Annotated in this window: 22 protein-coding genes and 1 pseudogene; 13 read left to right on the plus strand and 10 right to left on the minus strand. The window is 40.2% G+C overall.

Annotated features, from left to right (window positions below):
* Positions 1-52: 52 nt before the first annotated feature.
* The 5 genes from FCR06_RS04905 (at position 53) to FCR06_RS04920 (ending at position 4,272) form a co-directional block, all read left to right on the plus strand.
* On the plus strand, positions 53-388 hold the full coding sequence (locus FCR06_RS04905; RefSeq protein ID WP_138497720.1) for a thioredoxin family protein: 336 nt from the start codon (positions 53-55) through the stop codon (positions 386-388).
* 46 nt (positions 389-434) lie between these two features.
* Positions 435-608: a hypothetical protein gene (locus FCR06_RS32415; RefSeq protein ID WP_189523326.1), complete on the plus strand. Its 174-nt coding sequence runs from the start codon at positions 435-437 to the stop codon at positions 606-608.
* Positions 609-698: 90 nt separating this feature from the next.
* Positions 699-1,937 (plus strand): LL-diaminopimelate aminotransferase, encoded by a 1,239-nt coding sequence (locus FCR06_RS04910; RefSeq protein WP_189523327.1) that lies wholly within the window; start codon positions 699-701, stop codon positions 1,935-1,937.
* 377 nt (positions 1,938-2,314) lie between these two features.
* The gene (locus tag FCR06_RS04915) at positions 2,315-3,340 is read left to right on the plus strand and encodes an NF038130 family PEP-CTERM protein (RefSeq protein ID WP_138497721.1); all 1,026 of its coding nucleotides are present in this window, start codon (positions 2,315-2,317) and stop codon (positions 3,338-3,340) included.
* Positions 3,341-3,849: 509 nt separating this feature from the next.
* On the plus strand, positions 3,850-4,272 hold the full coding sequence (locus FCR06_RS04920; protein ID WP_138497722.1) for a response regulator: 423 nt from the start codon (positions 3,850-3,852) through the stop codon (positions 4,270-4,272).
* A 21-nt stretch (positions 4,273-4,293) separates the two neighbouring features.
* Here the strand turns inward: FCR06_RS04920 and FCR06_RS04925 are convergent, their stop codons facing one another.
* The gene (locus tag FCR06_RS04925; RefSeq protein WP_138497723.1) at positions 4,294-4,473 is read right to left on the minus strand and encodes a hypothetical protein; all 180 of its coding nucleotides are present in this window, start codon (positions 4,471-4,473) and stop codon (positions 4,294-4,296) included.
* 407 nt (positions 4,474-4,880) lie between these two features.
* Here FCR06_RS04925 and uvrC point away from each other — a divergent pair, with 407 nt between their 5' ends.
* The 3 genes from uvrC (at position 4,881) to FCR06_RS33370 (ending at position 7,781) form a co-directional block, all read left to right on the plus strand.
* A complete protein-coding gene (gene uvrC, locus FCR06_RS04930; RefSeq protein WP_138497724.1) occupies positions 4,881-6,758 on the plus strand; it encodes an excinuclease ABC subunit UvrC in 1,878 nt (625 codons plus the stop codon).
* Between the two features lie 243 nt (positions 6,759-7,001).
* The gene (locus FCR06_RS04935) at positions 7,002-7,223 is read left to right on the plus strand and encodes a hypothetical protein (protein ID WP_138497725.1); all 222 of its coding nucleotides are present in this window, start codon (positions 7,002-7,004) and stop codon (positions 7,221-7,223) included.
* Positions 7,224-7,601: 378 nt separating this feature from the next.
* Entirely contained in the window at positions 7,602-7,781 is a 180-nt protein-coding gene (locus tag FCR06_RS33370; protein ID WP_138497726.1) for a replication restart DNA helicase PriA, read from the plus strand.
* 11 nt (positions 7,782-7,792) lie between these two features.
* Here FCR06_RS33370 and FCR06_RS04945 read toward each other — a convergent pair whose 3' ends face one another.
* The gene (locus tag FCR06_RS04945) at positions 7,793-8,488 is read right to left on the minus strand and encodes a phosphoribosyltransferase (RefSeq protein ID WP_138497727.1); all 696 of its coding nucleotides are present in this window, start codon (positions 8,486-8,488) and stop codon (positions 7,793-7,795) included.
* A 186-nt stretch (positions 8,489-8,674) separates the two neighbouring features.
* On the opposite strand from FCR06_RS04945, the gene FCR06_RS04950 reads away from it, so the two are divergent.
* The gene (locus FCR06_RS04950; protein ID WP_138497728.1) at positions 8,675-9,355 is read left to right on the plus strand and encodes a uracil-DNA glycosylase family protein; all 681 of its coding nucleotides are present in this window, start codon (positions 8,675-8,677) and stop codon (positions 9,353-9,355) included.
* A 63-nt stretch (positions 9,356-9,418) separates the two neighbouring features.
* Here FCR06_RS04950 and FCR06_RS04955 read toward each other — a convergent pair.
* The 4 genes and pseudogenes from FCR06_RS04955 to tyrS form a co-directional block, all read right to left on the minus strand.
* A pseudogene (locus FCR06_RS04955) lies at positions 9,419-9,868 on the minus strand (DUF29 domain-containing protein).
* A 23-nt stretch (positions 9,869-9,891) separates the two neighbouring features.
* The gene (locus FCR06_RS04960) at positions 9,892-10,512 is read right to left on the minus strand and encodes a hypothetical protein (protein WP_138497729.1); all 621 of its coding nucleotides are present in this window, start codon (positions 10,510-10,512) and stop codon (positions 9,892-9,894) included.
* Positions 10,509-11,240, minus strand: a complete 732-nt coding sequence (gene pyrF, locus FCR06_RS04965) for an orotidine-5'-phosphate decarboxylase (protein WP_138497730.1) — start codon at positions 11,238-11,240, stop codon at positions 10,509-10,511. Before pyrF ends, FCR06_RS04960 begins: the two co-directional genes overlap by 4 nt.
* A 13-nt stretch (positions 11,241-11,253) precedes the next feature.
* Positions 11,254-12,444: a tyrosine--tRNA ligase gene (gene tyrS, locus FCR06_RS04970; protein ID WP_138497860.1), complete on the minus strand. Its 1,191-nt coding sequence runs from the start codon at positions 12,442-12,444 to the stop codon at positions 11,254-11,256.
* 173 nt (positions 12,445-12,617) lie between these two features.
* On the opposite strand from tyrS, the gene FCR06_RS04975 reads away from it, so the two are divergent.
* Positions 12,618-14,540 carry a transglycosylase domain-containing protein gene (locus FCR06_RS04975; RefSeq protein WP_138497731.1) on the plus strand — a complete coding sequence of 641 codons (1,923 nt, stop codon included), beginning with the start codon at positions 12,618-12,620 and terminating at the stop codon, positions 14,538-14,540.
* Positions 14,541-14,704: 164 nt separating this feature from the next.
* Here FCR06_RS04975 and FCR06_RS04980 read toward each other — a convergent pair whose 3' ends face one another.
* Both FCR06_RS04980 and FCR06_RS04985 read right to left on the minus strand, forming a co-directional pair.
* Positions 14,705-15,028: a DUF1825 family protein gene (locus FCR06_RS04980; protein WP_138497732.1), complete on the minus strand. Its 324-nt coding sequence runs from the start codon at positions 15,026-15,028 to the stop codon at positions 14,705-14,707.
* Between the two features lie 126 nt (positions 15,029-15,154).
* Positions 15,155-16,081, minus strand: a complete 927-nt coding sequence (locus FCR06_RS04985) for a J domain-containing protein (RefSeq protein ID WP_138497733.1) — start codon at positions 16,079-16,081, stop codon at positions 15,155-15,157.
* 292 nt (positions 16,082-16,373) lie between these two features.
* Here FCR06_RS04985 and FCR06_RS04990 point away from each other — a divergent pair, with 292 nt between their 5' ends.
* Together FCR06_RS04990 and FCR06_RS04995 are read left to right on the plus strand one after the other, a co-directional pair.
* Positions 16,374-16,748, plus strand: coding sequence for an NINE protein (locus FCR06_RS04990; protein ID WP_138497734.1), 375 nt, complete (start codon positions 16,374-16,376; stop codon positions 16,746-16,748).
* Positions 16,749-16,762: 14 nt separating this feature from the next.
* Entirely contained in the window at positions 16,763-17,296 is a 534-nt protein-coding gene (locus FCR06_RS04995; RefSeq protein WP_138497735.1) for a helix-hairpin-helix domain-containing protein, read from the plus strand.
* Positions 17,297-17,503: 207 nt separating this feature from the next.
* Here FCR06_RS04995 and lepB read toward each other — a convergent pair whose 3' ends face one another.
* Entirely contained in the window at positions 17,504-18,076 is a 573-nt protein-coding gene (lepB, locus tag FCR06_RS05000) for a signal peptidase I (RefSeq protein ID WP_138497736.1), read from the minus strand.
* 1,352 nt (positions 18,077-19,428) lie between these two features.
* Here lepB and FCR06_RS05005 point away from each other — a divergent pair.
* Positions 19,429-20,337 carry a polysaccharide deacetylase family protein gene (locus FCR06_RS05005; protein ID WP_138497737.1) on the plus strand — a complete coding sequence of 303 codons (909 nt, stop codon included), beginning with the start codon at positions 19,429-19,431 and terminating at the stop codon, positions 20,335-20,337.
* A 152-nt stretch (positions 20,338-20,489) separates the two neighbouring features.
* Here FCR06_RS05005 and gltB read toward each other — a convergent pair whose 3' ends face one another.
* Positions 20,490-25,205 carry a glutamate synthase large subunit gene (gene gltB, locus FCR06_RS05010; RefSeq protein ID WP_138497738.1) on the minus strand — a complete coding sequence of 1,572 codons (4,716 nt, stop codon included), beginning with the start codon at positions 25,203-25,205 and terminating at the stop codon, positions 20,490-20,492.
* Positions 25,206-25,540: the final 335 nt, after the last annotated feature.

Raw genomic sequence — 25,540 nt, forward strand, 5'->3', positions numbered from 1 at the left:
GGGATAGAGTATTGTGTGTGCCAACTTTGATCGCCACCTGATGGAGACTGCAATGAGTAAGGCTGTAATCACCATAACTGATGCTGATTTTGAAACCGAAGTGTTAAAAGCCGAGCAGCCTGTATTAGTTTACTTTTGGGCTTCTTGGTGTGGACCTTGTCAACTAATGTCGCCCGTGATTAGCTCAGCTGCTAGTGTTTATAGCGATCGCCTCAAAGTCGTTAAAATAGAAATTGACCCCAACCCAGACACAGTTAAGCGGTATCAAGTCGAAGGTGTCCCGGCCCTCAGGCTAATTCAAGGAGACAAACTATTAGAATCCACTGAGGGAGTCATTGGTAAAGAAAAATTACTCAGCCTTCTAGCTAAGCACTTAGATAGTAATTAGTTATATAGTTATCGGTTATTATTCATTAGTCATTGGTAACTGATGAATGACAAAGCGCAAAGTCACCAGCGATCACAAAGCTAGCTCCAAAGGTGAACAGATGCCACTTACTTGGTTGCTGAAGAAACCCGTCCAATGCAGTGGCTCAACGCCAGTTCCTTTAAGCGTGGGAAAACAGCCAACGGACTGCCTCAATTTTGTAACAGAGGATCAAGGATAAATGACAAATCACAAAGCGCAAAGTCTCTTGCGTACGCAGAGCGTCTTGTAGAGAGGTTTGTTGTGAGCAGAACTTTGTAAGAAAGGAAAAATGACTAATATACAGTTTGCAAAACGTTTACAACCTCTACAATCGAATGTATTTGCTGATATGGACAGAGCCAAAGCACTTGCCTTGGCAGCTGGACAACAATTAATTGATTTATCTTTGGGGTCTTCTGATTTACCAGCCGAGGCACATGTTATTGAAGCCATCGCCCAATCTCTTGGTGATCCTACTACCCACGGCTATCTGTTATTTAATGGTACTCAAGGCTTTCGCGAAGCCGCAGCTAATTGGTACGAACAAAAATTTGGCATCAGAGTCGATCCTCAAACTGAAGTACTACCTCTGATTGGTTCTCAGGAAGGCACAGCCCATTTACCCCTAGCATTACTCAATCCAGGAGATTTTGCTCTGTTACTCGATCCTGGTTACCCCTCCCATGCTGGAGGAGTTTACCTCGCTAGCGGGCAAATCTATCCAATGCCACTACGGGCAGAAAATGGCTTTTTACCAGTATTTGCCGATATTCCCGCCCCAGTGTTGGCTCAGTCGCGGATGATGGTGTTGAGTTATCCTCACAATCCTACTGCTGCGATCGCTCCTTTATCTTTTTTCCAAGAAGCTGTCGCCTTTTGTCAGCAACATAATCTCGCCTTAGTTCACGATTTCCCTTACGTGGATTTGGTATTTGCAGAAACTGGAGATTCGGGACTGGGGACTGGGAATGAGTTTTCCCAATACCCAATACATAATACTCAGTCCCTAGCACCTTCAATTTTGCAAGCTGATCTAGAAAAAAACATCTCCATTGAATTTTTCACTCTTTCCAAGTCTTACAATATGGGCGGCTTCCGTATTGGCTACGCCATCGGCAATGCTCAGTTGATTAACGCTTTACGCCAGGTTAAAGCGGCTGTTGATTTTAACCAGTATCGAGGAATTTTGAATGGGGCGATCGCTGCCTTGAGTGGGTCTCAAATTGGAGTCAAAACTGCTGTCGCTACCTTCCAGCAACGTCGTGATGCTTTTATTGCTGCTCTGCATCGCATTGGCTGGAATGTTCCCACTCCCCACGCCACAATGTACATCTGGGCAAAGTTGCCTTCTGCTTGGAGTCAAAACTCCATAGAATTTTGCACTCAACTAGTCAAACAAACTGGTGTAGCTGCTTCCCCAGGTGCGGGTTTTGGTAAATCCGGGGAAGGGTATGTCCGCTTTGCCTTAGTACATGAGCCATCTTTGTTAGAAACTGCCGTGGAAAGAATGGCAAAGTTCCTCAACTGAACTTGTTTTCAAACTGAATGCCAAGCATTTTTACTTAGGGTAATAGAGTTATGCTGTCCTAACGTAATAATACATAGATTTTTATATTGAATAATCTATTAATTAATACATATAGTTTTTTAAAAATTGCATAATTATACAAGTACTAATAGAAAAATATTTGTCATCAATTTACTGATAATCCACAGGAACTTCACCTAATTGAGTCTCCCGGTTTCATAAACTGGGTTTGTACGTTCAGCTACCAGAGATGGCTAACAATACAAATTGTGTTTTTAAACAGCAGTATTGCCAAAAAACCTGTAGCCAAGACAGTCCAAGCCTAGAAACAGCAATAGTTTAAACCTTAACTTCAAACTGACGGAGACTTGAAAAAAATGAAGATGACTTTTCAGAAACTTGTGATTGGTACATCAATGGCTATTGGTGTGAGCGCTCTTGCCACTGCTCCTGCACACGCTACATCTTTTAGTTTCAACAACCCTAATGAAATTAGAACCTATACTGGTGGGTCAAATGGCACATTCAAAGCAAATGATACTGTAGCCGCCTCCAAAGCCTTGAGTGATAACAATCCCTCTTCTAACGTCGAACTTTGGTATAGTACTGAAAATCCTACTTCTAACGTTGGTTTCACCGCCACACAAGAAAACTATAGTGCTACTGTTACCAGTGTTACTGCCAGTGACTGGAATAGTTTTGGTTCCCAGTGGCTGAGTGATTTGTTGAATTATTACACTCCATTCAAGTCAGTGTGGAATGGATTTTCACCCACTACCCAATCATTAATAGCAAGTTATTTTCCTTTATTGGGGATGGGAGACCCGAACATTGGTAGCTTCCAATTTGGTCAAAATGGCGGTGTCGATTTGACATTGGTTGGTCACTTGGATGTGAAGACTAAACTTTCAGATACACTTTCTACTAAGCTTAATGAAGCGTGGAATGGAGGAGTAAAATTATTATTTCCAACCAACACAAGTCTAGCAACTGCTTCACAAGTCCAAGCTAAGATTTCATCACTTCAACTAACGCTCAATTCACCTCTAACGCCTCCTGCTACGAAGTCAACGCTGACAGTTCAAATATCACAACTGACATCATTCAAAGATCTTCTCAACTTCCAAGCTGCATTAAAGGTCTACCAAGGTGAAATCGGAGCTAGTGAAATCGCCAAAGTAGTTACTGATAATAAAACTTACTACGCCTATAGCTTTAACCCCACTGCATCTGGAATCACAGCCTCTGATGATGGCGTATCCTACAGCGCTTATTATACTTGGCATACACCAGGATACACTGCCCCTCCAAAGAAAGTGCCAGAATCATCAGTAATACTTGGTCTATTAGGTGTTGCTGGTGTATTTACTACACAACGTAAATTAAAAAAAGTATTTATTTGAGATAGCCAGTCCAACCTATAAACTAATTAGGGAGCTATTAGCTCCCTTTTTTATGAATATTTGCTTCCAGCTTTCAGATGATACGTTATGTCGTCTCCACTCCAATAACCGTCATTGCGACCGTAGCAAGCAATCCCAAAAACGTTGTGATTGCGTCGTTTCACTCGCTTCGGATATATTATGGGTGATTGGTGGACATCATATTAAGACTTCTATTTGAGCTGGTGTCTAGCTAATTCGTTAGATTCCCAAATCTATCTAGATGAGCAACAAAAACTACTCTACTCTAGCAGCAAACCATTTGATATTATTAATGATAAAGACTTTGTGAAGAAAAGCTTAATTTTTTATTATTTTTTAATTTTAAGATAATATCATCTAATTATACCAGTATAAGTAAATATAGTGAATTTTTATTATCTTAGTATATTATACAACTTAATTTTTTATTAATTTCACAATTCATCTGGCAATAATTGACTTGTAACTCAAAATGAAGATAAAGGGCAATGACAGCACAATTACTGAACATAAATCACCAATTCCGTTCAAATCAAGCTAGACGAATTCTATTAATCGAAGACCACGATCTTAATAGGATGTTGCTGAGTGACTACTTAAGTTATTGTGGGTACGATGTCCACAGCTTAGCAGAAGGTTCTACTTTTTTCTCAACTATCGAGAAATTCCAGCCAGATTTAATGTTACTCGATTTGAAATTGCCAGATGTTGATGGTTATTCACTCTTAAAACAAGTCCAGCAAAAACCGGATTTGTCGAAAATACCTATTATTGTGGTTTCAGCCTTTGCTTTCAAAGCAGATCGAGAATTAGCCCTGAGTTTGGGCGCACGTCACTATTTTATCAAACCTCTAAAGCTCAAGGATCTTGTCTTGACAATTGATACAGAGTTTAGTTATTACCACAGATAAACTTTTCTACTGGATATATGTTTATTCTGCTTTTTGCTCAGCAATGAACTCTTCAACACGTTGACTGAGATTTTGCACAGAATTGCCAATTTGAGAAATTTTACTTTGAGCCTCTGTTAATAATAAAACTGCTGTTTGCAGATCGTTGAGCGTTTCCGCGATCGCCTCACGGTACTGAGCTTCAAAATCTTGCATATTCATAATTCCTTTTTCTAAAATTATTATAATAGTTATATTTATAATAAACGTAAATTTAAGTTATTAAATCCGTTAATTTGCTTAATATTAAAACTTCTAGAAATGAGTGAGTTACATAATATGTAAATTAAACGTAATAAGAAACCACAATACTTTCATTTAAACAAAATATAAATATAAATTGTTAAGTATAAACTCAAAAATCAAGTTTTTCTGAGGACAATAACTAAAGATTAAATTTGCAGCTACACAAATTATGTCTAAGTTGTTGATCGAGATTTCCTAGACTCAGACTCCTGTATGTGTGGACTAAAAGCCTAGTCACTGTATATTTACTTGAGAGTACTTCGTTCAATCAGCAAGAAAAAATAATTTTTCTTAAAATAGAGAAAGATTACCTAATTTTGGTTGTGACAATATCGACTCAAATACTATCACTGGTTAAAGAGCCAGAACGACTAGAAAGCCGTCTAGCGGAAATTCCACCCGAGCCGGGGGTTTATTTCATGCGGGACAAAAGCGATCGCATTATATATATAGGAAAATCGTGTAAGTTGCGCTCACGTGTCCGTTCCTATTTCCGAGATGGTTACAACAAAACCGAACGCATCGCTACAATGGTCAAATTAGTGACAGAAATAGAATTCATCGTCACTGACACTGAAGCCGAAGCGTTAGCGCTGGAAGCCAACTTGATTAAGCAGCACCAACCATACTTTAATGTGCTGCTCAAAGATGATAAAAAATATCCGTATCTCTGCATCACATGGTCGGAAGACTATCCACGGATTTTTATCACCCGGAAACGCCAATTAGGCAAAGAAAAGGATAAATTTTATGGTCCCTATACCGATGCTGGCCTGTTGCGAGAAGTTTTACGCTTATGCAAGCGTATCTTTCCCCAGCGACAACGACCTCAACCGCTTTTCAAAGACCGTCCTTGTTTGAATTATGATTTAGGGCGTTGTCCAGGTGTCTGTCAAAAGATGGTTTCAGCAGAAGAATATCGCAAAATTGTGCAAAAAATTGCGATGGTCTTCCAAGGTCGGACTCAAGAGTTGATTGATATTTTGACCCAACAGATGAACGCTGCTGCTGAGGACTTGAACTTTGAGTCAGCTGCGCGAATTCGTGATCAAATTTCCGGGTTAAAGTCGCTCACAGCTGACCAAAAAGTATCCTTACCAGATGATACAGTATCGCGGGATGCGATCGCCTTGGCAGCCGACGCACAACACGCCTGCATTCAACTATTCCAGATTCGCGCTGGACAATTGGTGGGACGTTTAGCGTTTGTCGCAGATACTCATGCAGAACCAGGAGCGATTTTACAACGAGCCTTAGAAGAACATTACCAAACTGCTGATTCAGTGGAAATACCCACAGAAATTTTGGTACAGCACGAGTTACCAGATACAGAAATATTGGCAGATGTTTTGAGTGGACGTAAAGGTAAAAAAGTGACGATTTTGGCTCCTTTACGGCAAACCAAGGCAGAATTAATAGAGATGGTAGAGCGAAATGCCCAGTATGAATTGCAAAGAATGCAAAAGTTAGGCGATCGCAACCACCAAGCAATGCAAGATTTAGCTGCTATCCTCGATTTACCAGATGTTCCTCATCGCATTGAAGGTTATGACATTTCCCACATTCAAGGTTCAAATGCTGTAGCTTCACAAGTTGTATTTATCGATGGCTTACCCGCTAAGCAGCACTATCGCCACTACAAAATTAAAAATCCCACCGTCACAGCCGGACATTCAGATGATTTTGCTAGTCTGGCAGAAGTTATTCAGCGTCGGTTTCGCAAGTATGCTGAGGATCAACAATTAGCACGTTTGGGTAATCCTGACTGGCCCGATCTAATTATGATTGATGGTGGTAAAGGTCAATTATCATCAGTTGTTGCTGTTTTGCAAGAAATGAATTTATTAGAAGACTTGCGAGTTGTTAGTTTAGCGAAGCAGCGAGAAGAGATTTTTTTACCGGGAGAATCTAAACCCTTAACTACTGACGCAGAACAACCAGGGGTACAGTTGTTGCGACGACTGCGAGATGAAGCGCATCGGTTTGCAGTGAGTTTCCATCGTCAGCAACGCAGTGATAAATTAAAGCGATCGCGCTTAGATGAAATTCCTGGTTTAGGACATCATCGACAAAAGCAGCTATTAGGGCATTTTCGTTCAGTTGATTATATTCGACAAGCGACAACTACACAATTAGCGGAAGTTCCTGGAATCGGACCGCGTTTGGCTCAAGATATTTATGACTATTTTCATCCATCTTGATATAGGTAAAAAGATATGCACATAGCGAAATAGGGCTTTTAATGTACAAAAGCTCTATTGTCGAGTCTACTTAGTTTTGTGGAACCTACCAATTGCCCGTTCTATCGTTTCTTGAAGTGACAAGCCGAAGGTAGATATCTCAAGTATTACCGCACGCATAGCAAGACGATCTCCTCTTGGAAACAATTGAGGGCGGAGCATCTCATGCTTTTCTTAAAGGATGTTTAAAAAGTCATCTAACGTATGTTTGACTACTCTGGCTATCGAGAAGTTGAACGAGATAATCAGGGTTTTGGGACTTGCGATCGCTTCTCTGAGTTGCATTTAAGGCTCAAGCTGATACTTTTCAAACGACCTCTTATAGTAGCAGGCAGAAGGCAGGAGATAAAACTATTACTGTTGCTAGTAATTCACGCTTGTCATTATCTCCTAAAGGGTGTGACTACGGCTATAAATATGAACTAAATCTTAAGACAGAAATTCTGTAGCTAAAGATACAGTTTTTTTATAGTTTTAATTTTTGAATATTACAATGAAAGGCTTTTTTTCTTTTTATCTCAAAGAACTAAAAATCATCCTCTCTCAAGAGATTAACCATAGGGATCACTAAATCTCTAAATAAAATTTATTTAAAACTAGTTTATGTATCTTAAGTAGGAGGGTAAAATCACGTAAACTTGATGATAATAGATTAAAGATATCTAAAAGTTTTTAAACATAAAATTTTGTTTAAAATAATTAGCCAATCTCACGACAGTTTGTTAAGTTGGGTCGAACCAGAAATTTTGCTGGTTTAACTAGTAGCTTTTTTAAATAAGAATAATTAAAAATAGAGGTTTTAAAATGCAGACAGTACAAAAGATTTACTGCCCAAATTGTGGTAGCCATGCTGAGCGTTATTATATTACTGATAATCACCTAACTCGGACACAATGCCCAAGTTGTGACTACCTGATGATTAGTTGCACTCTTACTGGCAAAGTCATTGAGGCTTATGCTCCAGGAATTCTTGCAAAAAAATAAAAAGCTAAAAATTACTCGTTCAAATCCATACTGATTCTTTTTTGTTGCTGAAGATATGCGATAACTTCTAATATCTCTACTTGAGGAAATTGCAGATAAAAATTACTCACACTCCAGAAAGTTTCTGGTGCATTCAAGACAATTGTGCGATCGCCCCATTGGTTCAACCTGGGTAGCAATTTTCGTGGCGCTACTGGAGTACATAGCCAAACTGCTGCTGGAGAAAGGGCTTTGATGGCACTAGCAGCTACTGCCATAGTCATACCTGTGGCAATACCATCATCAACTAGGATTAGCGTCGCATCTTCTGGATTAACTTGGGGACAAGCAGATATTAATTGCTCTTCCAACAACTTCGCTTGCTGAATGGTTTTATTTAAAGCTATTTCTTGCCAGCGCAAATCATGGTTGGGGTGGAGTAGATTTTGCTCAGTCCAGAGAACATTTCCGGAACTAGTGACTGCACCAATGGCTAATTCTGGGTTTTGTGGATGACTAATTTTTTTCGCTACAACTATTGTTAATGGACAACCCAAAAGACGTGCTATTGGTGCTGCTACTGGTACTCCTCCTCTCGGCAAAGCATAAACAATTGGTTCAGGCTTTACACCACAATCAATGGTTTGTTGAATCAAAAGCTCGTGAATTACTCGCGCCAACTCCTCACCTGCATGGATGCGATCGGCAAAAAGTGGGGTCTGTGACATAGTTTCCCCCAGCGTCTTAGGACAGCACTACTTTTATCATGACTGAATTTTGTCTCAAATTAACTGATAAAATAAGATTTGTATAAATAAATATGTATTCAGTAAAAGTCTATTTTTGATAAGTACCCAGCTAAAGACATACTTGAGTTAAATAAGACTGATGCTAATACCAAAATCGTAATTTTCATGAGCAGTGAAACCCAACTCAGCCTCTTTGACGACTCAACCTTTGACCAACGAGAGCTGATTCCTACAGATGCCAAAATTCCTATCCCTCCCGGAACCTATTCCGCTATTACCGAGTTGGCACAGGATTGCGATCGCTGCCACCGATGTGTATTGGGAAACACTCGTACCCATGCTGTTGTTGGACGCGGTAACCTCAAAGCACCAATAATGGTTGTGGGAGAAGCGCCTGGTCAAAATGAAGACGAAACGGGTTTACCATTTGTCGGCAAATCAGGGCAATTGCTGGAGAAAATTCTAGCATCTGTGAATTTGAGTACTGAGCAATATGTATACATTGCTAATATTAATAAATGCCGTCCACCAGATAACAGAGTTCCCACTACTGAAGAAATGACGGCTTGCAAACCTTATTTACTAGAACAAATTCGCTTAGTTGACCCCAAAATCATTCTCTTAACAGGTGCAACTGCACTCAAAGGTTTAACAGGTGATAAGCGGGCGATTACTAAAATTCGCGGACAGTGGCTAGAGTGGGAAGGGCGTTTGTGTATGCCAATTTTTCATCCTTCTTATTTGCTGCGTAACCCTTCTAAAGAAAGAGGCAGCCCAAAATGGTTAATGTGGCAGGATATTCAAGCAGTGCGTGCCAAGTTAGATGAAATTCAGTTAAATAACTAGTTAGTAACTACGTGATACTTTACTAATATTTTGGAAAGTTCCAGGGTGGACATTACCCTCTTTTTAAGAAGAAAATGATGGTAAATAATCGATATTTAAAATTTGCTCAATAGTGTAGGGACAAGTTTGCGGGAAAGAATTTAACCCACTTTTCTTTTTTGCTTGTCGTAATGCATCAATCTAGACTTCCTCAACCATTGAAAGCAGATAATTGTAGAGATTTTTAGATTTGATTAATTTCCTGAGTTCTACCCAAAAATTATCAATTTCTACTTCCCAATGATTTTTACAGTTAAGAAGACACCAATGTTGATACAAAAGCAGATGTTTGAGAAGTTGCAGTAGATAACTTTCGAGCTTGTGTTTCTGTTCATTACCCAATGCTTCAAGCTCCTCAATCAAATGCTCCTAATCAAGATGAGCTAAATCTCGTTCTTGCAATTGTTTCAATGTAGTTTCTAGCCATAATTGATAATCCTGTTGATAAAGAATTTGAGTAAGTATTTCAGACATTATTTAATATTCTCCTAATTGACTTATTGACGCACACTTCCCGCTTCACAATCGCGTAACCAAGCTTTAACTCCTTGAGCGATCGCTCCATTACTACTATCGCGTGGCGGCGATGGTGGCTGCTTTTTTGGATAAGCACCGATTTGAGAAAACATCATCACTAGACGCCAACCACTTTTAGTTTTAGTCAACAATAACCAGTGAAATTCTTGTAATTCTATTGGTTTATTACTGATGTACTGGCGCTCTAAGGTACTAAAAAAAACTTGCTCAACTCCTGATGCAGCACTTTCTGGAGTATGTGGACTATATTCTTCCAGGTTAAGGGGTAAGGGAGTAAACTCAGGTCTTCCTGCTACCAGCATATAACTGTATAGGTCAGCGCTCCGGCTGCGGGCGCGTTGACTAGCGCGATTAGTGTAACTAGGTAAATTTTGTAACAAGTGTGTAGTTAATGTTTCTAAATCTTGCTCAGAACATAAAGACTTTGCTTCATTGTTGACGTTTCTCTTCTCTGCTAACCAAGAAGGGTTAGGGTTATTTTTTGCGAATGCTGAGTTATTAAAAGTATTTGGTATTAGAAACCAGAAGCCACAAGCTACAAGCCACAAGCCATAAATTTGATTTCTAACTTCTGCGTTCATGAGATCGCACTCAAATCCTCACAAATTCTCTTCCAAGCTAGCTCAGGGTCAGCAGCAGTAGTGATGGGACGCCCAATTACTAGGTAATCTGCCCCTGCAATCATTGCTTGTGCTGGAGTGAGCGATCGCTTTTGATCGGCTTTGTCTGCCCAAGTCGGTCTAACTCCTGGACAAACTAACAAAAAATTATCTCCACAAGTTTGCCGTAGTTGTGCCACTTCTTGAGGCGAACAAACTGCCCCATCCAACCCCGCCTCTTGAGCCATCAATGCCATTTCTAAAGCGTATTCTGGTAATTCTAAAGGAATCTTTAAATCAAATGCCAGCTGTCTACCAGAAATGCTAGTTAACAAACTAATAGCAATTAACTTAGATGGTTTTAAACCCGCTTGGGCAGCTCCCTGGTGTACTGCCTCGGTTGCAGCTTTCAGAGCTTCCACACCACATGTAGCATGAATTGTCAATAAATCTACCCCATAATTGGCTGCAACTCGACAAGCACCAGCAACGGTGTTGGGGATATCGTGAAACTTTAAATCTAGGAAAATCCGCTTTTGCTTCGACTTGAGGATTTCTAGAATTTTCGGCCCAGTGCTGGTAAATAATTCCAAACCTACTTTCCAGAAAGTCACTTCCTCAAGTAGCTCCACAAGGGCGATCGCACTTTTCTCATCCGGCATATCCAAAGCCACTATTACTCGTTGTTGTGCCGATTGCCCACTCCCCATTCTCTGCTCCCATTTAAAGCACTAAACGTACAAATTTATTTTTGCCAACTTGTAAAACTTTACCTTGTAAATCAGCAGTAGCAGCGAAAGTGGTATCGGCATCAGAAATGCGATCGCCATCTAAACGCACTCCACCTTCTTGAATTTTCCGCTTTCCTTCCCCTGTACTTTTACACAAGCCAGTCACATTCAGAAGATAGGCTAATTTGACAGGAAATTGTAATATCTCAGCTAAAGAGAATTCTGGAACTGCACCTTCCTTACCGCCACTTTGGGCGGCTTCTTTCGCTTCTTGAGCTGCTGTTTCGCCGTGGTAGTGTTTGACAACTTCCGATGCTAAGAGTGTTTGGCGATCGCGGGGATTTTCTGGCAGCCGATCTAAAGGTAAATCTGTCAACAATTCAAAATACTGCTCTAACAAATTATCTGGTATTCCTTGTAACTTCTGATACTTTTGACCCGGATGTTCCGACAATGCAATATAATTACCTAAAGATTTAGACATTTTTTGTACCCCATCTGTCCCAATCAAAATCGGCAGCAGCATCCCAAACTGTGGCTTTTGACCAAAATGGCGCTGTAAATCTCTACCCACAGCAATGTTAAATTTTTGATCGGTTCCTCCTAATTCCACGTCTGCTTTAACGGCAACAGAATCAAAACCTTGCATCAATGGGTAGAGGAACTCATGGATAAAAATCGGATTCTCTTTTTTGTAGCGGTCGGCAAATCCTTCTTTAGCTAACATCTGTCCGACTGTCATTGTGGAGAGTAACTCTAAAATTTTCTCTAAGTTTAGCTGGGAAAGCCATTCAGAGTTATACCGTACCTCTAACCTTCCTGGTGTGTCAAAATCCAAGATAGGACGTACTTGGTCAAGATAAGTCTGGGCGTTTTGGGCTACATCTGCTTGGGTAAGCTGACGACGCACCTCTGATTTTCCAGTCGGATCGCCAATACGTGCTGTAAAATCACCAATAATTAGAACTGCTATATGACCAGCATCTTGAAAAGCTCGCAGTTTTCGTACTGGTATGCTATGACCTAGATGAATATCAGTACCTGTAGGATCGATTCCCAATTTGATCCTCAAAGGTTGGTTTGTAGTTAATAAGCGCTTTTCTAAAGTTTCACTGTTAACATCAACTGGTTGTGGAAAAACTTCTACTACACCACGACGCAACCAACTCATATCTTGCGTCATACTAGAAGACCCACTGTTAGCTATACTTTGTACACTAGAAGTTAAGTTGGTTATATTCACTGGCAATTTATCCACTTTCTCATCTGCCAAACTACTATAATTGCAAAAAATTAACCGCCTTGCTTCGCTCAATAAATTACAGTTAAATTTACAAGTGAGGAAGTGAAATCGCCGTGTCATCTAGGACTTTTGAAGAGAAACAGCCGCAACGTCGGGCTTCATCAGGTTTTGAGTTTTTGAAAGGAGTTGGTCAAGTAACTGGCGGTACTCTCCTATCAATCACCATGCTGGCAAGTTCCATTGTAGCCGGAGGACTGGTTGGTTTAGCGATTAGTTTCCGTAATTTGCCAGATGTCAGACAGCTACGTAACTTCTTTCCTTCAGAAACAACTTACATTTATGACATTAAAGGTAAACTCTTAGCTAGTGTCCACGGAGAAGCTAACCGAGAGGTAGTTGCCTTAGATAGAATTTCCCCAAATCTCAAACGGGCAGTATTGGCAAGTGAAGATAGTCACTTCTACGATCACCACGGCATAAACCCTACTGGCGTTGGACGTGCTGTAGTAGTTAACGCGGTAGCTGGTGGAGTGCGTGAAGGTGGCTCTACTATTACCATGCAGTTGGTAAAAAACCTGTTTTTAACTCACAAGCGTGCTTTTACTCGCAAATTAGCAGAGGGAGTACTAGCGATTCGGTTAGAGCAGATTCTCACCAAAGACCAAATTTTGGAAATGTACCTCAATCAAGTTTATTGGGGTCATAATAACTATGGTGTGCAGACAGCAGCACGCAGTTACTTTAATAAGTCATCAGAATATTTGACCTTGGGTGAGTCAGCAATGATGGCGGGTTTGATTCAAGCACCAGAAGAATTTAGCCCGTTTGTGAGTATGAAACTTGCAAAACAAAAACAAAAAGAAGTACTGGGACGAATGCTGGAATTGAATTGGATTAACCAGCAAGAGTACGACGATGCGCTCAAGCAAGAAATTAAACTTGGTAAAATCAAATCCTTTCAAGGTAGTGCTTTACCTTACATAACTAACACTGTAGCGCAGGAATTGGCTAAGAAGTTTGGGCGTGAGGCACTACTCAAAGGCGGAATGCGGGTGCAAACTACAGTTGACGCCAGTTTCCAAACTATGGCAGAGGAAACTGTTGCGAAGTGGCATCAATCACTGTTGGGACAAGGATTATCAAAAAACCAAATGGCCTTGGTGTCAATCGATCCGCGCACGCATTTTATTAAAGCACTCGTGGGCGGTATAGATCCAAAGACTAGTGAATTTAATCGGGCAACTCAAGCTCAACGGCAGCCAGGATCTTCCTTTAAACCATTTGTATACTATACTGCATTTTCTACGGGTAAATACACCCCAGACACAACAGTGGTAGATGCTCCAGTCAGCTATCGAGATGGTAACGGTTGGTACTATCCGAGAAATTACGATGGCGGTTTTAGCGGTCCTATGCCAATTCGTACAGCCCTTGCCCAGTCACGTAACATTCCTGTAATTAAGGTTGGTAAGGCTATAGGGATGAATAGAGTCATCGAAACCTGCCGTACCTTGGGTATTATGAGTCCGATGGAACCGGTTACTTCTCTGCCTCTGGGCGCAATTGGTGTCACTCCCTTAGAAATGGCTAGTGCTTATGCTACCTTTGCTAATTATGGTTGGCAGTCGCCACCTACTGTAATTGCCCGTGTCAGCGATAGTAGTGGTAACGTGTTACTAGATAATACCCCGAAGCCACAGCTTGTTTTAGACCCTTGGGCTTCAGCAACGATTATCGATGTGATGCGAACAGTAATTACTAGTGGTACAGGTAAGGGTGCTGCTATTGGTCGCCCGGCTGCTGGGAAGACAGGTACAACTTCCTCAGAAAAAGATATTTGGTTTGTTGGCACTGTGCCCCAGTTAACCACTGCTATCTGGGTGGGGAGAGACGATAATAGACAATTAGCTGACCATGCAACCGGTGGTGTAATGGTTGCTCCGATCTGGAAAGATTTTATGGAGAAGGCACTTAAGAACGTACCAGTAGAAAACTTCAAGTCACCTTCTCAGTTTCCTCGTCCCAAGTCTAATTAGAGTTAGGAGTTATGAGTTATTAACTAAGTTAGACCTGATATGGCTTCACATCTTGTTCAATAAGGTTTTCCAAAGTTCCGCAAGATTACAATTTTGGATAAATCAAGTCAATAACAAAGTTTTAAAGACATAATTTCAGATAACTTATAACTCCTAACTTGATGTTAAGGCTGTTTTTCTAGCTCGGTTTTCATTCGTTCTAAAGTGAGGTGCATTTGGTCAAACATCTGTTGCGGAGTAACACCAAACTGACCTAACTGGGTTTTCAGTTGCTCTACTGTCATTTGTGCCATGAAATCTTCTGATAGCTCAAAGCGCTTCATAAAGATGCGATACCTTTCCATCATGGCTTCCATTTGCTCAATAAATAGCTTTTTGCCCTCGCGGTCAAATTTACCGTAGTCGTTGCCAAGCTTGATAAGTGCTTGATAGTCATCAAACAACTGCTTTGCTTCTTGCTGAACTATCTCAGAATCGAAGAATCCCATGTTGCCTATATAAAACTGAGCGCCCAGACTCAGTAGCTTAATAGTTTGACTTATATTTATTATTTTAGTCTAGGCAAGTAATCTAATCACCAAGCTTCGGTTTAAGTGCGGTTTATTACCGAAATTTCAACACTTGACTTGTGAACGTTTCCCGTCTCTAAACCCACCTAATAAGGCCGCAATACTCAAAGCTTTAGCAATTGATTTCGGATTGGGGTTTTCACCAGGTTTAATTTTCAGTCTGGAAGCGCATTTTAAAGCTAGTGAATCTTGCGGGTTAAGTTTCAATGCTTGAGTTATATAAACCCTAGCCATCCCTAATAATTTTTGTTGAAGATGTACAAAACCTAATAAAGCGTGATAATCACTATTATTTGGCTCTAACTTGATGGCATCACGGAGTTCTCTGACAGCTAGCGTCCAGTTGGTTAGTTTAGTATATTCGATAGCTCGCTCGTAGTGACGTTGAGCATAGTTTTTCAAAACTGGTTTGACATTAGTTTTTTCAGATAACGTCAATTCAACTGGCTTGACTTCTACCTGAGAAATGATGGGGAGGGGTTCTTCAGGTAGCGACAGATAAGGTTTATGCAATTGTAAGTAGGCTAAATTCAGTATATTAATTTGTTGGGTTACTTGATAAAACTGATGTAGTGATTTGTATTGCGCTTCTGCATAGCAAGCGATCGCTTCTTCATAAAATAACTCTGCTTCGGGTGCAGACATTTGCCGAATTTCCTCAGTTATGGCATCTGAAGACAAAGCTTGTTTGATAACTCTTGCTTGTGAAAGCAGCATAGCTATAGCGTTAAAGCGCTTGTGTTGGTTTTTTAACTGTTCATAAGCTGGGTTGATTAAATGGCTAAATATTGCCGTTGCTAATTTTTGGTCTGGATTGCTGCTTTTGGTCTGGCCGTCTGGATGCAATAGTTTTGCTAAAGTGTGATAGCGTTTGAGAAGCTGGCGATCGTCAGCAGTCACGGAAATTCCCAGCACAGCAAAAGGATCGCAAAGCTGTTCAAGCCATTTTGGCGGTAGGAAAGTCTGTGACATCGTAATAATCCGATCCCTTAAATACTTCAAATTAGCATCAAAGCTCAATGCACAGTCAGATGAGACCTACTCAAGTTTATTCTCAAATACTAAATCGTAAAACTTTGCACCAAAAGTCGCAAAGGTAAGGTAGGTTAGTTGACTAAAATAATAATTATATGACCACTATTAAATAAAAATTTAGGAATATAGTCAGGATAGTTGCCACCATTGTATTTATTGATTGAAAATTTTGAATTGTTTATGGCTGTTTGATTGTCACGACTATGGTACTCGTATATTTGTTAGGAATATGTTGACTAAGCGCAAAAGCCGAAGTGTTGCCGCTGTTCTAGCTTTTTCTGGCACGCTGACAATTTCTGGATTACATAAATTTTATCTGGGACAGCACCTATGGGGTATTTTGTATGTGTTGCTTTCCTGGACGCCTATTCCCAAGGTAGCTAGTGCTATTGAGGGAGTTTGGTATTTAGCCCAAGATGAAGAAGCTTTTGATCGCAATTTTAATCTAGGCAAGTCAGCTCCCAAGAATTCACAGCGCTTAAGTAATCAAGTAGGAGCAGTTGCTGATGCTTTGCGTGAATTAGATGCTCTACGCCAAGATGGACTAATTTCAGAATATGAATTTGAGCAAAAACGCCGCCAACTGTTAGACCAAATTTCTTGAGATTAGCGAAAATCATGAACAATTGGCTACCTTTGAACTTGAAACTGCAAAAACTTCGTGCCAAGCTGCTCAACGATCCCTATTATCGCTTGCAATCTGGAGAAGAAATTCAAATCGCGGCAAAATTGGGTATTTGCATTGATGCTAATCAAGCAACTGTAGATGATTGGTTACGTCTACCAGGTTTGTCAATTCATCAAGCGCGATCGCTGGTAGAACTTTCACTCTCAGGTGTGAAATTTTACTGTATAGAAGACATTGCTGCGGCTTTGAGTATCCCAGTACTACGACTCGAACCATTAAAACCGCTATTAAATTTTAGCTATTATGACCAAGAATCTTTAGATCGTCCTACGCATTTAGTTAATCCCAACACAGCAACAGTCGAAAATTTAGCACAAATTCCCTTTCTCGATTTATCTTTAGCACAAGCAGTAGTGCAAAATCGCCAATCTGCTGGCCCTTTTCATAACTTAGCTGATTTCCAGCGGCGGCTAGACCTACCTGGTGATGCGATCGCTCAGTTAATGTATTTTCTCCGTTTTTAACAGGTTATTGTGAGTTACACCGTTTGGAGTTAAAATGTGAGGCTGCTCTTTTTCATCGTATTTATCAACCTCTGAGACAATCTCGCAAATTTTAACTGTTTTTATAGTTCAACTATTTTTGAGCAATGCGAACTTGATGTCTTTAATCACAACTACAATTAACTGTTAGAAATGGTCAGTTGTCAAAAAACAACTGACCATTTCTAATTAAATAAACCCGATGCGATTGAGAGGCCAAAAGCGAAATGTTGCCCTACCGATGATATTTTTTTCAGGTAAAAAGCCCCAGTAACGTGAGTCGTTACTGTCGTTACGGTTATCTCCCATAACAAAAAATTGGTCTTTTGGAACTTTCACTGGTTGATACGGCTGATTTGCTGGTTCAGCAATGTAGTCTTCTACTAAGGGTTGACTGTTGAGATAGACTTTACCTTGAACAACACTAATTACCTCACCAGGCTGACCAATCACTCGCTTGATGAAGGCTTGGCTTTGGGGATATCCTCGACGTTGTAGTTCTGTAGGTGGCTGAAAAACAATAATATCCCCAGTTACAGGGGGATGAAAATGGTAGGAGATTTTTTCTACCACCAAGCGATCGCCTGTATGTAAGGTGGGTAACATCGAGTCAGAAGGTATATAACGGGGTTCAGCAATAAAAGTCCGAATAAAGAGTGCCAAACATAAGGCGATCGCCACTAAAATCAGATTTTCCTGCCAACTACGCCATACTTTTAACGACGCAGGCTCTTGCTTTGCATCACTTTCGTGAGGAATCATAGAAGTTTTTAGCCAGTTTAAGAAGTGGAACAAATACCTTGATTATTTTGACTCCAAAGGTATACTAAAAATCAAGCTGAATTTTGCACAAATTTATACATAGATTAAATAATACACATATAGTATCTGGCAAAGCTATGCAAAAATTTAAGAAGAAACTATAACCTGTTTCTAGTAACATAAGTTAATGATTTAGGATGCTTAAAGAGATAACTAAAAATCCTAATTCTAATTGCTGCAATTATAAACCAAGTTCCTAGATAATCTTTCAGTTTTGCTTCCTGCTGCTAAAAAAAACTAATTTCCGACTGTAAAGCGATATAGCCAGTCGGTTTTTTATATGAGCAGCAAAAAATTAGTGAAGTCCACTGTAATGAGCCAAAAAACATTTGATTCAAATCCTATGTTTAATGTTTTAATATTTCTGTAACAGACTATTAAGATTTCAACAAATTATTGATAAAAATGCAGATAATTTACGTAATTATACGGTAACAAGGTTCATTAAATTAGAATATGAATAATATTATGAATTTATTTAACTATGAAGAAGAGCATTATATAGATAAAAACTAGTAGCAATTTTGACTAGGGTCTTAGGCTCAAAAATTTAGTTAATCTGCTAATAGAATTATTTTTATTAGATGAGTAAAATGTATCTAAATGAAAGACTAAATGCGTCTTGGCAATCAGAAACTATATTCAATTAATTTCCGTCTTCTTATTTGATATAAATTTTAAAGCAGATCCTCTAAGTTAAAAATTTAACTTTTTCTTAAAAGGGAGTAATGACATTAGGCAGTAGAATATATTTTATTAATTTTCTAACTAATAGTAGTTGATTGGACTCTTTTTCATTTAGCCCTTGTAAGCATTTTTGTAGGTTAATTAAATAATAAATTAAGTTATCGATATAGGATTATATCGTAACTTATAACCTACAAAACGTGCAAATTGTAGGCTTGATAGCTTGACTAAGTTAATTTATAAAGGTATCCAATTCGAAAGCATAGTACTGTCTTAGCTCGCACTTAAGTGATAAACAACAATTAATTTAAAACTCTTATTAATAGAATTTGGATATATGGTTAATTATATAACTATGCTCCTTTTTAGGACTAGTAGTCAAAACATACAAGTGCAGACTTTGAGTTGATAAATGGCTTGATATTAAACAGCGAGCACCTAAATTTAGAGCATACAGATTTCAGTTAAAGCTGTAGGATCTCTCTTCCAAATTATAATTTTTAAAATTATATAAAATAATTAATTTTTGAATACTTAACAAGTTATGTGCTAAAACATACTGTAATATATGTGATTGATGGTTCGATCATTGAAGGAGCTTTAAAGTGGAAAACAAGAAGTCATTTTTCTGGCCACAAGGAATATTAGTTGGATTGGTTGCTTTGGGTGGTGTTTTTAGTCTTGGTTTTATGATGCTTCTCAGACCAAATACTTCAGAGGCTCAGAGTAGACCAAATATCAATGTCAAAAATATGCCTGCAAACACAGGAGTTCAGCAGCGCATTGAGAAATTCAAGGGGGCGATGCTGACAAGTTGGCAACAACAAGCACAAGTAAAAGGCTTCTCCTATGCTGTACCATCACGTTTTGAAGGCGCAATAGTTAAAGCGGCAAAACTTAGTCAGCAAGAGAAAGCGATTGCTCTTACTTTTGATGATGGTCCTTGGCCTCAAAGTACAAAGCAAGTACTAGATATATTGAAATCAAATAATATTAAAGGAACATTTTTTGTAATTGGACAAAATCTCAAAAATTATCCAGAACTAGGAAAGGAAATTGTTGCTCAAGGTCACGTCATTGCTAACCATACTTGGCATCACTGGTACCATTTCTTTAATCAACAGGCAGCTGCCTTTGAAATTGATCGGACAGAAGATTTAATTTATCAAGTTACAGGTGTTAAAACAACTCTGTTCCGTCCTCCTGGCGGTATAATGCACAATGGATTAGTTGGTTATGCCAAAGGACAAAAATATACTGTAGTATTGTGGTCAGCTGACTCTACAGACTACAAACAGCCAGCTGTACCAAAGTTGATTAATAATGTAATTAAAGATTCAAGATCTGGTGGCATTGTGCTAATGCATGATGGTGGTGGTAATCGTTCCAAAACTGTACAAGCTTTACCAGTAATTATTAGTAACTTTAGAAAGCAAGGCTATCGGTTTGTCACTATTCCAGAACTTTTAGAAATGGAAGATAAAGACATAAAATTGGTAGAAAACAAAAAGTAATTATTAATTATTAAATAATTGACCAATATATAGTTGACTAACAACTAATATCATATATTTTTGACTAAAGGCTACATCCGCATTTTAATTGATTTGTTCAAATTATTAGCCGCAGATCCCCGACTTCTTTAAGAAGTCGGGAATCTTATTTATCAATGACTAGTTACTAAACTGAACTCAGTTTTTTTTTCAGGATTAGCTTCTGGACTATCAGCTTCAGAAGCCGGAACTAACTGCCAAAATTTAGGTAAAAATTCTTGCCAGTTTTTGAGAATTTTTTTTGCCTTTGGTGAAGCAGTACGTTCTGCATGAGTTTTGATTAACTCAAACAATTGCTTTGCACCTGCTTGGGTAATCACTCGCTGCATTTTGACACTTTCTGGATTGACTAACTCAGGGAATGAACCGTTTTCATCTAAAAAATATGCCAGTCCACCAGTCATTCCAGCAGCGACGTTACGTCCTACTTTGCCAAGAACGACAATTACACCACCAGTCATGTACTCACAGCAGTGATCCCCAGCACCTTCAATCACTGCTACACCTTTGGAGTTTCTTACAGCAAAGCGCTCTCCTGCTAAACCATTAGCAAATAATGTGCCACCAGTAGCGCCATAAAGACAAGTATTGCCAACTATGACGTTTTGTGATGAATTATAAGTGGCGTTAGCTGAAGGTTTAATGATGATTTCACCACCGTGCATTCCTTTGCCAACGTAGTCGTTTGCCTCTCCTTCCAAGGTAATAATGATCCCAGGAAGATTGAAAGCCCCAAAGCTTTGCCCAACGCTACCTGTAAAGTTGAGATGAATTTGTCCTTCAAAGCCACTGTCACCATACTGGGAAGCGATCGCCCCTGCTAATCTAGTACCTACTGTTCTGTCAGTATTGACTATCGGGAAAGTTTTAGTGACAGTAGATTGGTTGTTGATAGCAGTCTTGATATCGGGATCGGCAAGCAATTTGTCATCCAAAACCACGCCGTTACTGTGGACTTCTTCATGCACTAACCAACGACGATTTTCTCTGCTATCTGGTAGCTGAAGTAAACAGTTGAGATTTAGCGATCGCGTTTTGGTAAGTTTTACCTCTGGGCGCACTTTCAACAAATCTGCACGTCCAATAATTTCTGATAAAGAACGGTAGCCGAGTCGTGCTAACAAACTCCGCACTTCTTCAGCGATGAAGTAAAAGAAGTTGACAACTTTTTCCGGTATTCCCGTAAACCGTTTACGGAGTTCTTCTTTCTGAGTAGCAACACCTACAGGGCAGGTGTTCATGTGGCAAACTCGTGCCATGATGCAGCCTTCAGCAATCATCGCAATCGAGCCGAAACCAAATTCTTCACCGCCCATCAATGCACTTATTACCACATCCCAACCACTCTTGAGACCGCCATCGACGCGTAAAATCACCCGATCGCGCAAGCTGTTTTCCATCAAAACGCGATGTACTTCACTTAAACCGAGTTCCCAGGGCGAACCTGCATGTTTAATCGAACTGAGTGGCGATGCACCCGTACCCCCATCATGACCAGAAATTTGGATAATATCAGCATTTGCCTTGGCTACACCAGCAGCGATCGTCCCAATACCAACTTCCGCAACTAATTTCACCGACACCTTTGCTTTCGGGTTAATTTGGTGCAGGTCAAAAATCAGTTGTGCTAGGTCTTCAATCGAATAAATATCGTGGTGGGGTGGTGGTGAAATCAGCGTTACACCAGGCTTGGAGCGCCTTAACATTGCAATATATTCGCTCACCTTCGGTCCTGGAAGTTGCCCACCTTCCCCCGGCTTAGCACCTTGGGCAATTTTAATTTCAATTTGTTTAGCGTTGACTAAATACTCTGGCGTCACACCAAAGCGTCCCGATGCAACTTGTTTAATCGCACTATAAGCCCGATCACCATTTTGCAATCCTTTTAAATGAGGTAGAGTTGGCGAGTATCCAGATTCATCTACATCATCTAGGACTGTATAGCGCACTGGATCTTCGCCGCCTTCCCCAGAGTTAGATTTGCCGCCAATCCGGTTCATGGCGATCGCTAAAGTTTCGTGTGCTTCTCTTGACAATGCACCTAAAGACATGCCACCAGTACAGAAGCGCTGGACAATTTCACTGACCGATTCCACTTCTTCTATAGATATGGGCAGGCGATCGCTCTGAAAGTCCAGCAAGTCACGCAAGGCCGTTACTGGTCTGCCTTGGAGGTGTTTTTTGTAAACTTCGTAATGGTCGTAGTTTTTGCCATCTAAAGCTTTATGCAGCGTTTTTACCATTTCTGGGCTATTCATGTGGTACTCGCCGTTAGGACGGTACTGCACAAAACCCAGGTTTTCTAATTTTTTATTGGTCAGTTCCGGGAACGCCTTGCTGTGGAAGGAAAGTACTTCATCAGCGAGTTCGCTCACACTCAAACCACCGATGCGGGAAGTCGTACCAGAAAATCCCAAATCGATTAAATCTCTACCGATACCAATCGCTTCAAAAATTTGAGCTGCTTGATAGCTGGAGAGTAAAGAAATTCCCATCTTGGAGAGAATTTTCAGTAAACCTGACTCTATTGCTTTGCGATAATTTCCTAAAGCTTGCTCTAAGCTGAGGGCAGTAATTTTTTTGGCCTCAAGCATTAATTTTTGAGTTTTGGGATCGCGCCACCAATCACGTACGGTATCCAAAGCCATATACGGACAAACTGCACCAGCACCATAGCCAATTAGACAAGCAAAATGATGAGTACTCCAGCATTGGGCAGTATTGACAATCAGGGATGTTTTCATCCGCAGCCCTTCCCGAATCAGGTGATGATGCACCGCACCCACTGCTAATAAAGGAGGAATGTAAGTGTATTCTGTGGTGATGGTGTCATTGAGGTGTTGGGGTAGCCCGCCGTAGGCATCGCTTAATATTAAAATCTTTGCACCTGCCCGCACTGATTGGGCTGCTTGTGCTTGTAAAGACTCGACGGCGGCTTTTAATCCTTGTGGACCGTTAGCGATCGCAAATAGAGTTGACAACTCGGCTGTGGCAAATCCTGACAGCTTAATCGCCTCTAATTCTCTTTCGTTCAACACTGGCGACTCAAGTTTTAATCTCTTGGCGTATTCTGGTTGTGGTTGTAATAAGTTACCGCGTTCGCCCAACTCGACTTTCAAAGACATCACCAGCTTTTCCCGTAGGGGATCGATCGCTGGGTTGGTTACCTGAGCAAAACGCTGTTTAAAATAGTCATATAGCAGGTGGGGCTTTTCTGACAATACCGCTAAAGGAATATCATCCCCCATACAGAAAGTCGGCTCAGAACCTGCGATCGCCATTTGTTGAATTACCATTTCCACATCTTCTGTGGTGTAGCCAAAGGCGGTTTGCAGTTGCAGTAAAGTTTGTTTGTCGATTGTCAATTGCTCTTGGTCATTCGTGATTTGTCCTTTGCCGTTGCTGTTTCCATTTCCTGATGATGTATGACTAATGACCAGCGACTTTAATTCTTGACGATACTGTTGCAGCCATTCTCCATAGCGCTGCTGCTTGGCAATCCGCTGCTTAATCTCCCAATTTTTCAGTACTTCCTGATTGACTAAATCCACAGCAATCATTTGCCCAGGGCCTAGTCTACCTTTCTCCTTAATCTTGGCTTCTGGAAAGTCGACTACTCCTGCTTCCGAGGCTACAACAATGTAGTCATCTTCAGTAATCAGGTAGCGAGCTGGTCTTAACCCATTCCGATCTAGTGTGGCACCAACTTTTTCGCCATCACTGAATACTAAAAGTGCTGGCCCGTCCCATGCTTCTTGCAGACCGCTGTAATATTCGTAGAAATCGATAATTTCTGGATATTCATTTAAAGAAGGCTGATTTTTATAAGCCTCTGGAACCATAATCATTAAGGCTTCCAAGGGGCTGCGTCCAGAACGCACCAGCAATTCTACTACATTATCTAAAGTAGCTGAGTCGCTGTTGTCAATGTGAACTAATGGCTTGAGTTGATCAATGCGATCGCCCCATACTGGATGATTCAAGCTAGCTTCTCGTGCCATCATCCAATTGATGTTACCCAACAAAGTATTGATTTCGCCGTTGTGACCCAACAGCCGCATCGGTTGGGCTAGCGGCCACTTGGGCATTGTGTTGGTACTAAAGCGGCGATGATAAACAGCAAAGGCACTTTTGTAAGCTGGATTTTGGAAATCTTGATAAAATTCTCCTAATACCGCCGAACGTACCATCCCTTTATAGACAATTGTTCGGCTTGACAAAGAGCAGATGTAAAATTCTTCTGAGACATTGTATGCGGCTTTGCCAATTCGGCGGCGAGTAATATACAACTGACGTTCCAGTTCATCGCCGCTTTTATCTTGCGAAGCAAGCATTACTTGTTCGATTTGGGGTTGATTTTCTTTTGCTTGTATCCCCAGTAGATTGGGTTGCACTGGTACTACTCGCCAACCCAGTACAATCAATTTTTCTTCGGCAGCTACTTGCTCAACTACTGCCCTAGCTTTTTGTGCTGCTTGTTGGTCTTGTGGTAAAAATATCATTCCCACAGCTTTGTTGCTAGTAGATAGCAATTCCTCGCCTGTTTGGGAAAAATCTTCTTGAAACAACTCCCAAGGAATTGCCGTCAATACTCCTGCGCCATCACCAGAGTCTCGGTCAGCGCTACACCCCCCTCGGTGTTCTAAGCACGTCAAAGCAGCTAAAGCTTTTTTGACTATTTCGTGGCTGGCATGATTTTGACGATGAGCAATAAAACCTACACCACAGGCATCTCGTTCCTCTACTAACCACCTTTGCCCCTGGCTGGTATTTCTTGAGTCTATATCCGCTGTGATTTTCTGGTCTTGATTCATCGATTGATTATTCATACCCTGTACCTGAACTGTTGAGTTACCAATTTTGCCAATAAACAATGAGAAAAATTTTCTATTCAGCGATGCAGAAATATATCAGCACTTAAAATTTAGGGAAAAAAAATTTTAACTCCGGTTTTCCTTTTTAGTTAACCTGTGTTAAAATGATTGCGTATTTTTTATGTATTTATGCGGTATTAGACAAACTAGTTTAGCCAAGACATTATTATTGTCCTGACAGTTTGTTTTTTATATTTTGAAGCTAAGTATTTTCTCAATTCCCTTTTTCCAGATGCACACTAGCTAATCGTAGAGCTTATTTTGGCTCACTTGAGACATTACTGAAACTG

It is taken from the genome of Nostoc sp. PA-18-2419 (assembly GCF_005869855.1).
Classification (GTDB): domain Bacteria; phylum Cyanobacteriota; class Cyanobacteriia; order Cyanobacteriales; family Nostocaceae; genus Nostoc.

Excerpts from the sequence above, each read along its gene's own strand:
- FCR06_RS04980 (WP_138497732.1), bottom strand. The coding sequence starts at position 15,028 with ATGGGATTCTTCGATTCTGAGATAGTTCAGCAAGAAGCAAAGCAGTTG.
- FCR06_RS04995 (WP_138497735.1), top strand. The coding sequence starts at position 16,763 with ATGAACAATTGGCTACCTTTGAACTTGAAACTGCAAAAACTTCGTGCC.
- FCR06_RS04925 (WP_138497723.1), bottom strand. The coding sequence starts at position 4,473 with ATGAATATGCAAGATTTTGAAGCTCAGTACCGTGAGGCGATCGCGGAA.
- gltB (WP_138497738.1), bottom strand. The coding sequence starts at position 25,205 with ATGAATAATCAATCGATGAATCAAGACCAGAAAATCACAGCGGATATA.
- FCR06_RS04935 (WP_138497725.1), top strand. The coding sequence starts at position 7,002 with ATGTTTGACTACTCTGGCTATCGAGAAGTTGAACGAGATAATCAGGGT.
- lepB (WP_138497736.1), bottom strand. The coding sequence starts at position 18,076 with ATGATTCCTCACGAAAGTGATGCAAAGCAAGAGCCTGCGTCGTTAAAA.
- FCR06_RS04920 (WP_138497722.1), top strand. The coding sequence starts at position 3,850 with ATGACAGCACAATTACTGAACATAAATCACCAATTCCGTTCAAATCAA.
- pyrF (WP_138497730.1), bottom strand. The coding sequence starts at position 11,240 with ATGGGGAGTGGGCAATCGGCACAACAACGAGTAATAGTGGCTTTGGAT.
- FCR06_RS04960 (WP_138497729.1), bottom strand. The coding sequence starts at position 10,512 with ATGAACGCAGAAGTTAGAAATCAAATTTATGGCTTGTGGCTTGTAGCT.
- FCR06_RS33370 (WP_138497726.1), top strand. The coding sequence starts at position 7,602 with ATGCAGACAGTACAAAAGATTTACTGCCCAAATTGTGGTAGCCATGCT.
- tyrS (WP_138497860.1), bottom strand. The coding sequence starts at position 12,444 with ATGACGCAAGATATGAGTTGGTTGCGTCGTGGTGTAGTAGAAGTTTTT.
- FCR06_RS04905 (WP_138497720.1), top strand. The coding sequence starts at position 53 with ATGAGTAAGGCTGTAATCACCATAACTGATGCTGATTTTGAAACCGAA.
- FCR06_RS04950 (WP_138497728.1), top strand. The coding sequence starts at position 8,675 with ATGAGCAGTGAAACCCAACTCAGCCTCTTTGACGACTCAACCTTTGAC.
- FCR06_RS04990 (WP_138497734.1), top strand. The coding sequence starts at position 16,374 with ATGTTGACTAAGCGCAAAAGCCGAAGTGTTGCCGCTGTTCTAGCTTTT.
- FCR06_RS04910 (WP_189523327.1), top strand. The coding sequence starts at position 699 with ATGACTAATATACAGTTTGCAAAACGTTTACAACCTCTACAATCGAAT.
- FCR06_RS32415 (WP_189523326.1), top strand. The coding sequence starts at position 435 with ATGACAAAGCGCAAAGTCACCAGCGATCACAAAGCTAGCTCCAAAGGT.
- FCR06_RS04945 (WP_138497727.1), bottom strand. The coding sequence starts at position 8,488 with ATGTCACAGACCCCACTTTTTGCCGATCGCATCCATGCAGGTGAGGAG.
- FCR06_RS04915 (WP_138497721.1), top strand. The coding sequence starts at position 2,315 with ATGAAGATGACTTTTCAGAAACTTGTGATTGGTACATCAATGGCTATT.
- FCR06_RS04985 (WP_138497733.1), bottom strand. The coding sequence starts at position 16,081 with ATGTCACAGACTTTCCTACCGCCAAAATGGCTTGAACAGCTTTGCGAT.